Here is a 9,112-nt window from a genome sequence, read left to right as displayed (position 1 = left end):
AGGAATTTCCTGCCCTTCAATCGTGGACGGATCACGCAAAGGAAGAGATTAAATATTTTTCCGGTGAAGCAATCTACAGCACCGCTTTCACGGCTCCGGAAAAAGGGAAAGCCGTTATTCTTGAATTAGGTGAAGTTGCAGATATAGCCGTGGTTCGGGTAAATGGTCAAGATCTGGGAACGCTTTGGATGCATCCTTATAAACTTGATATTTCCACGGTCTTGCAGGAGGGTGAGAATCTTCTTGAAATAACCGTGATCAACCCCTGGAGAAATCGTCTTGTCGGTGATGTGACGCCGGGCGTAAAAAGTGCCGGTACATTCACCAGCCAGCAAGTGGTCAAAGAGTCAACAGAATTAAAGCCTGCCGGACTCTTAGGGCCGGTGCAAATCATCTTAGAATAAAGCCATCTGCCCATGCAGAACAAGGTGTGAGAGAAACGATATCATGGTAATTTTGACCTGTCCTTACAGTCAAAACAACGGTCTAAATGCACCTTTAAGTGCTGTTCAGACTGCTTGTATCCTAGATTCGAGCGCCTTGGCATCTCCCCCACTTTGTTTTGCGAAGAAAGTTAAAAGGCTTTTGCTCGTTTCCTTTGTAGGAATTGTGCTTACGTGTGGTTGGGGCTGCGCTCCTACTGTTCCGGGAGAAAGCTTGTATACACCGGTAAACGATCATAGCGCTGTGTTCTGGGATCGTCAAACAACCGAGAGCGCTGAGTTATTGAAAAGCCTTGCCGAAACTTTTAATGCCCATTGGGATGGTCTCCCTATAAAGGTTGAGCGTGCGGGCAGTTATACCGATATCTTCCGAAAAATCACCGCGGGAATTCATGCCAAAGTCTTGCCGGCCATGGCTGTTTCCTATGAAAGCATGACCAGCGAATACATCAACTTAAAAGTCGTATATAACTTGGATACGCTCATCCATAGTGAAGAGACCGGTTTTACCGAGGAAGAGTTGGCAGATTTTTTTCCGGATATGTTGAAAAATAATCGCTTCCCCGAATTTGGAAATTCCTTTTACTCTTTTCCCTTCGCGAAAAGTATCTTGATGCTTTATTACAACAAAAAAGTACTCGCCGAAGCGGGCATAGCAGCGCCTCCGGAAACATGGACCGAATTTTTAGAACAATGTCGACAAATCAAAGAAAAAACGGGTAAGTATGCCCACGCCGTTCATGCAGATTGTTCTACACTGAACGGTATTATCTTCAGCATGGGCGGAGAAGTGGTAGAGAACTATAAGACCTGCTACAACAGCGATGTGGCGCGTCAGGCTTTCCACCTTTATGAGACGCTCGCTCATGAAAAACTAGCCTATATCATCTCTCCTGGAAGCTATGAAGATAATATTGCCTTAGCACGCGACGATATTGCTTTTGTCTTGCGCAGCAGTTCGGGAATTCGTGATATGAAAATGCTCATGGAGGACGATCTTGACCGTTGGGGTATTCAGCGTATACCGCAAACAGATCCGAGCCGGCCGGCAACGGTCTTATACGGTCCAAACGTTTGTCTTTTTAATATTGGTGAGGAACAGGTGAACACGGCGTGGGCTTTTGTAAAGTATTTTACGAACCCGGAAATCTCCTTGCGTTGGGCTTTGGAAACAGGATACATGCCTGTCCGTAAAAGCGCATTAGAATATCCTGCCATGCGGCAATTTTGGGAGCAATGGAGCGACAACCGCGCGCCTTATGATTGCCTTTCCTTTGCCCGGGCAGAACCAAATATTGCAGGTTGGCAGCAAGTGCGCGATTTTGCCGCCCGTACGATTACAGAAATCATGACCGGTATCCATGATGCGGATACGGCTGCCAAATTGCTCTCTGAAAATGCCGATCAAGCCCTTGCCCGTGGCGCTGTACAAGTACAATAGCTCCGTTGCGAAGCATAGCGGGTTACGAGCCGTGCGAAAATGATAAGGCCTTTACAGATTCTTGATCGCGTATAAGCGCGATAACGTGGGCACGTAAAGCACACCGTTGGCAGCGGTCGGCGTTCCATGAATCTGATCAGGGAAGCGCGTAGAGAAAAGTTCCTCTTTCGTTTTGTCTGCGGCAAGTATGGCAAAGCTTCCGTTCCGTGCTCCCACATAAATACGTCCTTCGGCGCCCAAACAAGAACCCCAAATACTACGTCCGAGCTGATGCTCCCAGTGGGCCTCCCCTGTTTCTGCATCAACACAATGCACCCCGCCCCTATCATCGGTCACAAAAACCAAATCATTCAGAATAGCGGGCGTTGCGCAGGACTGTGCTTCCATCTCAAAGGACCAGTGTTCTCCGCTTGCCGTGATGTCGCCCTTCCCTGTTGCATGGATACATTTTAGCCAAGACTGACGTTTCCCCCACCAGATATCGCCTGTTGCAACAACATACACTCTATTTTGGTAATAGACCGGCATGCCCATAATCGCAGAAGGTCCCTCTCTTCTATTACCCACGTAGGAGTGGATGTCTTCCTTTGGCGCTGAGGGATCACAGTCAAAATGCCACAAAGATTTTAACGCGGCGCCTGGTGTAGTGTTCTCTTGTGTTACGGGAGAGAAGGCATAGCACAAGCCATCGGGTCCGCCAAAAAAAACCATTTTTTCTCCAGAAACAATCCCTAGAGAGGGCGGCGCCCAACTGCAATGAAAAATGTTGGGGCCGATATTTTCTTTTTCTGTTGCAAGTAATTGACCGGTCCATTTATTAAGGGCGATTAAACTTGGGGCTTTCGGGTTGCCAATTTTTTTGTGCGTATTGTCCACACCGTTGCCTGTGTTCAGGTAAAGTACATCCCCGTCGATGAGGATGCTTGTGTGCGGCGCATCGTGCGGATAGAGGTCAATCTCTTTACGCATATCGAAGAGCCACAAAATGTCTGCATCAGGAGGCAGCGCGGGAATTTCCGGTTGGTTTTCCGGCGTAGCATGACGGCCTTCATCTTTATAAGGTCCATCATTTCCATTTTCTAAACCATGGATATCAAGGCAGACCACTTCTCCGCGGTTTGTCAGCACATAGACACGTTCCCCTTCCACGGTCGGCTCCGAACAAATTCCTACGCCGGGCCAATCCAAAAAATCATCGCCGCCAATATGGGGTACCGCCAATTGCCAACGAAGGCTGCCGTCCTTTTCGTTGAGGCATAACAAGATACTGAGGTCACCTTCCCGGCGCGGATCATAGGTCTCGATATTATTGGTACCAATGAATACGCAGCCTTGCGCCACGATTGGAGATCCGTAAGACCCGCCGCCCAAGGCTGCACTCCACAGGATATTCTCCTCTGTTTCGAGGTCAAAATGAACAGGTAAGCCCTTTTCCGTAGAAATCATGTTGCGTGAAAAATCCACACCCCATTGTGTCTGATCCAGTCCTTGACTCGGATCGGTCAGTAGAAAATACATTAGTATTGCGCACACACTTGGGAAAATATGGATCCTCATTCTTTTCTTTTTATTTTTATTGTTTAGTTTATTTAAATGAATTGACATTCTCGGTCCTTTTTAAAGAAAGATTGCGTTCGTATTTTTTTTTCTCCTGTTATGTGTACTTCCAGTCGGCGCACCATAGACCTTGACTCTTTCGTTGGATATACGATGAATCAGGATATTCCATGGATATGCCGTGTCTGCATGTATATTACTCATTCTTTATAAACATGATTATAGCTGCCCTTTGGAACATATCAAAACAACCCTCTGACAAGACAAGGAAGAAGATTTTACTTTTCCAAGATTGTTGAGATGCCACTTTTATTCTTGTAATGTACAGGATGCTTTTCAGTAGGGCGGTCCGTCTTGAAAGGGCGATGTGGAATTCAACCCATTCGACTGTAGTAAGATGATTGCTATTATGTCAGAATCGGTGATATTTATTTTAAGTTACAACCCTTTTCATCTAAAAAAAAACACGGTCCTGTCTTTTTGATCCAACTTAAAATTCGAGAATTTTCATTAGCCATTCAGATAAAAAATTACCTCGTTTTACTTTCCGCAAGACCCTTTTATATTCACTCCTCCCTACCTTAGTATTCCTAGGTATTGTAGAAGGATCGGCCCGCCTCCTTGAATTATGGAAACCACCCTTAACCTTGGATTATGGATGGGGATTTAACGAGGGAAGCCGCGTCTTTGAACCGGGCGGAATATTACGCAACAAAATGGTTACACGCAAAGAAAAACTTATTTCATTTCAGAAACAATCTTTTGACATGCCTAAAGATCCAAATGAATACCGCATCCTCGTTATTGGCGGTTCCAATGTAAATTTTATGGACTACAATTTGCGTACGATGTGCTATAGGCTGACTCAAAGACCGGGAGAAAATCGCCGTTTCGAAATCATAAATGCCGGCGGGTGTGCATATGGAACAAACAGAATTCTGAACATGATGCCCGAACTCTTCAGTTATGACATTGACCTTCTATTAATTTACGCGGGGCATAACGAGTTTGAAGAACAAATCCATAAAGGTCTTGTCGATCTAGAGGCTATTCCCGTTCAAAAAGTTGCCTATTCTTTGGCAACACTGCGTTTGCTCCGAGACATTCAAGCACACTTTCAATTAATGTTTACCGACGTGGTCAGTTTGCGCGAAAACACCGCTCCCGAAATTGATGGGAATACGTCGCTCTATCGCTTTTCGCCGGAAGAAATAAAAGAACATATGCGCCATTATCAGGAAAATCTTTCTTCCATAATCGAACAAGGCAAAGCGCAAAATATACCCATTATTATAAGTACGGTTGCCACTAATTATTGGGCCCCCGATTTCTGTGGCGGTCATTAAGATATCGCCGAAAAAATTCAACAATACTATAACAAAGAAGATTATGAAGAAGGATTGAAGCTCGCCAGAAGCACGTTGCCGGAAGTACCGAGACACCAAGCATCGGATACAGAAAACGAAATTATTTCTTTTCTTGCAGAAAAATACGATCTTGTAAAAATAAATGGGGAGCAATTAATCATGGAAGCGGAACCGAACGGAATTCCCGGAGAGACACTGATGAGTGATCGATGCCATCTTACTTTTGCAGGGCGCGAAATCGTAGTCCGTGCCTTTGAAGAGGAAATTGCGCGTATAGCCGACCGAAACCGGTAGAAGGAAGGTATTTCGTTGAAGTCGCTTCATTTGTTGTGGCGCATCCGTGAAAAGCCAGGCTTGGAATCTCGGACGCCGGCTAAAACCAATACAATAACGACCTTATTGAACTAATTTGGGTAAAACAGCGTAAAATCTTTTCTAAGTCCAAAGCGTTTGAAGCTCACTTTTGTCTGTCGTCATATCATTTTATCTATTATACGACTTAAGCATATGTTTTGTTGAACTAGTTAATCCATATTTGTTAAGCAAGCTTAGCAAAAGTTACTTGCCCTTCTTGAATACAACAACTTGATGTAGCATAATGAAGTTCCGCTCCTGTAATTCCCTAAGGTACTGATCGTTTTAGTTCTCAAGTACTCACAGCAACACGTTTCCGGGCGTGTGACTTAAAATGAGGCATTGGGTAAATCATTACCTTGACACCTATGTCAATTACAGAACGGTTTCCCGGTGTAGAGTAATTGATTACCCCAAAACTGCAATGTGGAGTAAATTTAAATTATGAGCAGACCGATTTTGACGATGGATGGGAATGAGGCTGTTGCCCATGTAGCCTATCAAGTAAGTGAAGTAGCCGCTATTTATCCGATTACCCCCTCTTCTCCCATGGGTGAATGGGCGGATCAATGGATGTCTGAAGAGCGTAAAAATATCTGGGGTACGACGCCGCTAGTGGTGGAAATGCAGAGTGAAGCCGGCGCGGCAGCTGCTGTCCATGGCGCGCTTCAAGCGGGATCCCTGGTAACCACCTTTACCGCGTCACAGGGATTGTTGCTCATGATCCCTACCATGTTTAAGATTGCCGGTGAATTGACGCCCAGTGTCCTCCATATTACGGCCCGTACACTGGCTACGCACGCCTTATCGATTTTTGGCGACCACAGCGACGTCATGGCGGCACGTTCGACAGGCTTCGGCATGCTGTGTTCCGGTTCTATCCAAGAAACCCATGATATGGCGCTTATCGCCCATGCGGCTACCTTGGAGTCCCGTATTCCTTTCATGCACTTTTTTGACGGATTCCGTACTTCTCACGAAGTGAACCGTATTGAATTGTTGCTGCCTGAAGATGTCCGCGCCATGATCGATGATGATTTGGTAAAGGCACATCGCGAACGCGCCATGTCTCCTGATCGTCCTGTACTTCGTGGAACGGCGCAAAACCCGGATATCTTCTTTACGGCTCGCGAAGCTTGTAATCCCTACTACGAAGCTTGCCCTGCCATTGTCCAAAAAACAATGGATAAGTTTGCGGCTATTGCAGGACGGCAATACCACCTCTTCGATTACATCGGCGCGCCCGATGCAGAACGGGTAATGGTACTCATGGGCTCCGGTGCAGAGACTATGGCGGAAACCATTGATTTCTTAGCGGAAAAAGGCGAAAAGGTTGGCGCGGTCATTGTGCGTCTCTATCGTCCGTTTTCCGCGAAAGACTTTATCTCCGCGCTGCCTGCTACCCTGAAAAAGCTTGCAATCCTTGACCGTACCAAAGAACCCGGTTCTGCAGGCGAACCTTTGTACATGGACGTGGCAACGGCTATTACAGACGCTGTGATGGACAAAACAGCGCCCTTTACAGAAATCCCCCTTCTCATGGGCGGCCGTTATGGTCTGTCGTCTCGTGAGTTTACCCCTGCCATGATCAAAGGCATTTTGGATGAAATGGAGAAAGATGCGCCCCGCCGCCGTTTCACCGTTGGAATTAACGATGATGTCACCCATACCAGTATTGACTATGATCCTTCTTTCTCCACCGAAAGTGAAGACACCACCCGCGCGATCTTTTACGGTCTTGGCGCTGACGGAACCGTAGGCGCGAATAAAAACTCCATCAAAATTATCGGTGAAGATGCCGGGTACTGTGCACAAGGATATTTCGTTTACGACTCTCGTAAATCCGGCGCGATGACAACCTCCCACCTGCGCTTCGGTCCCAAACCCATTCGCAGTGCCTATCTCATTAACCATGCGAACTTCGTTGCCTGTCACCAGTTTTCGTTTATGGAAAAATTTGACGCCTTGAAAATCGCCGACAAGGGCGCCGTCTTCTTATTGAACAGTACCCATGGTCCTGAAGAAGTCTGGGATTATCTGCCCAAAACGGCACAGCGTCATATCATCGAAAAAGAACTTAAGTTTTATGTAATTAATGGTTTTGAAGTTGCTAAAGCAGCCGGTATGGGCGGTCGTATTAATACGGTCATGCAGACCTGCTTCTTCTATATTAGCGGCGTGCTGCCCCAGGATGAGGCCATTAAATCCATTAAGAACTCCATTGAAGAGACCTATGGCAAACGGGGCAAAACTATTGTCAAGAGAAACTGGGCTGCCGTGGATATGGCCATTGAAAACATGCACGAAGTAAAAGTGCCTGCTGCTGTAACCAGCAGCTTTGATTTGCGCCCCGCCGTGCCCGAAGCAGCGCCTGAATTCCTTCACGATTTTACGGCTGCCATCCTCGTCGAACAGGGCGAAACCCTGCCTGTCAGCAAAATGCCCGTAGACGGTACCTTCCCAACGGCTACGACCCAGTGGGAAAAACGAAATATTTCGCTTGAGATTCCAAGCTGGGATCCCGAAATCTGTATCCAGTGCGGCAAATGCGCGATTGTTTGCCCCCACGCTGTTATCCGTTCCAAGATTGTGGATACAGAGTCACTTGCCGATGCGCCTGAAGGATTTAAATCTGCTAAGGCACGGTGGAGAGAGTTTTCCGATAAGTCTTTTATTTTGCAAGTAGCGCCGGAAGACTGCACGGGCTGCACGCTTTGTGTGCAGGCGTGTCCCGTAAAAAATAAACAAGAAGCCAAACTGCGTGCCATTAACATGGTTGAGCAAGAGCCTATCCGTGAGCGGGAACGGGATTGCTGGGATTATTTCTTAACCCTTCCCGAAATGGATCGTAATACCATTAAACATAATCTGGTCAAAGATGTGGCGCTTCTGGAACCGCTCTTCGAGTTTAGCGGCGCCTGCGCCGGTTGTGGTGAAACACCTTACCTGAAACTGCTCTCCCAGCTTTTTGGTGATCGTCTCTTCATTGGTAACGCCACCGGTTGCTCCAGCATCTATGGCGGTAACCTTCCCACCACGCCTTGGGCAAAGAATAAAGACGGACGCGGCCCGACTTGGAACAACTCGCTCTTTGAAGATGCAGCGGAATTTTCCTTGGGAATGCGTGTTACCGTTGATCGCCAAAAACAATTTGCCGAAGAACTCTTGGTTCGTTTGGAAAGCGTCATTGGCGGTGAATTAGTGAAAGCATTGTTGGAAAAGTCCGGTAAAAAATCTGAAACGGAAATCTTTGAACAACGCAAGTTGGTCGAAGAGATGAAGCGTAAGATTGCCGGCAATAATAGCATGGAAGCCCAAGCACTCCTGAATCTCGCTGATTTTCTCGTACACAAAAGCGTGTGGGGAATCGGCGGTGACGGCTGGGCCTACGATATCGGCTTTGGTGGATTGGATCACGTGATTGCGTCGGGCTATGATATCAATTTGCTTGTATTGGATACGGAAGTGTATTCCAATACGGGTGGACAATGTTCAAAATCTACGCCCCGCGGCGCTGTAGCAAAATTTGCAGCCGGCGGCAAGCCCTTAAGCAAAAAAGATCTGGCACTCATCGCCATGACTTACGGCACCGTCTATGTAGGCCATGTGGCTCTTGGCGCCAACGATACGCAAACCCTTAAAACCTTCTTGGAAGCGGAAGCCTATGATGGACCGTCGCTGATCATTGCTTACAGCCATTGTATTGCGCACGGCTATAATCTTGCCATGGGTCTTGACCAACAAAAAGCTGCCGTTCAATCCGGTCATTGGCCGCTATTCAGATACAATCCCACTTTAGTGAACGAAGGAAAAAATCCCTTCCAGCTGGATTCTAAAGAGCCGAATCTCCCTCTCGAAAAATATATCTATAATGAGACTCGCTATAAGATGTTGACGCTGAGCAAGCCTGAAATGGCGCAACAATTGCTTTTTGAAGCGCAAAATGATGT

General features: G+C 46.8%; 6 protein-coding genes. 5 read left to right on the top strand and 1 reads right to left on the bottom strand.

From position 1 onward, the window contains the following. Positions 1-404, top strand: a 404-nt coding sequence (locus GX117_09360) for a hypothetical protein (protein ID NLO33547.1), incomplete at its 5' end; no start/stop codon positions are given. A 253-nt stretch (positions 405-657) separates the two neighbouring features. Next, positions 658-1,884, top strand: coding sequence for an extracellular solute-binding protein (locus tag GX117_09355; GenBank protein NLO33546.1), 1,227 nt, complete (start codon positions 658-660; stop codon positions 1,882-1,884). 51 nt (positions 1,885-1,935) lie between these two features. On the opposite strand, the gene GX117_09350 is transcribed toward GX117_09355, so the two are convergent. Next, positions 1,936-3,441 carry a PQQ-binding-like beta-propeller repeat protein gene (locus GX117_09350; GenBank protein ID NLO33545.1) on the bottom strand — a complete coding sequence of 502 codons (1,506 nt, stop codon included), beginning with the start codon at positions 3,439-3,441 and terminating at the stop codon, positions 1,936-1,938. Between the two features lie 647 nt (positions 3,442-4,088). Here GX117_09350 and GX117_09345 point away from each other — a divergent pair. The 3 genes from GX117_09345 to nifJ all read left to right on the top strand — a co-directional run. Further along, on the top strand, positions 4,089-4,787 hold the full coding sequence (locus tag GX117_09345) for a hypothetical protein (GenBank protein NLO33544.1): 699 nt from the start codon (positions 4,089-4,091) through the stop codon (positions 4,785-4,787). Positions 4,788-4,841: 54 nt separating this feature from the next. Beyond that, positions 4,842-5,102 carry a hypothetical protein gene (locus GX117_09340; protein NLO33543.1) on the top strand — a complete coding sequence of 87 codons (261 nt, stop codon included), beginning with the start codon at positions 4,842-4,844 and terminating at the stop codon, positions 5,100-5,102. Positions 5,103-5,606: 504 nt separating this feature from the next. Beyond that, positions 5,607-9,112 (top strand): pyruvate:ferredoxin (flavodoxin) oxidoreductase (gene nifJ / locus GX117_09335; GenBank protein ID NLO33542.1); only part of this gene is annotated, 3,506 nt, incomplete at its 3' end.

It is taken from the genome of Candidatus Hydrogenedentota bacterium, assembly GCA_012523015.1.
Classification (GTDB): Bacteria; Hydrogenedentota; Hydrogenedentia; order Hydrogenedentales; family CAITNO01; genus JAAYBJ01.
Note: the sequence above shows the minus strand (reverse complement) of the source record. Positions and strands in the feature narration are given on the sequence as shown.

What these genes read in the sequence shown, in the direction of transcription:
- GX117_09350 (NLO33545.1), bottom strand. Translation starts at nt 3,441, where the DNA reads ATGAGGATCCATATTTTCCCAAGTGTGTGCGCAATACTAATGTATTTT.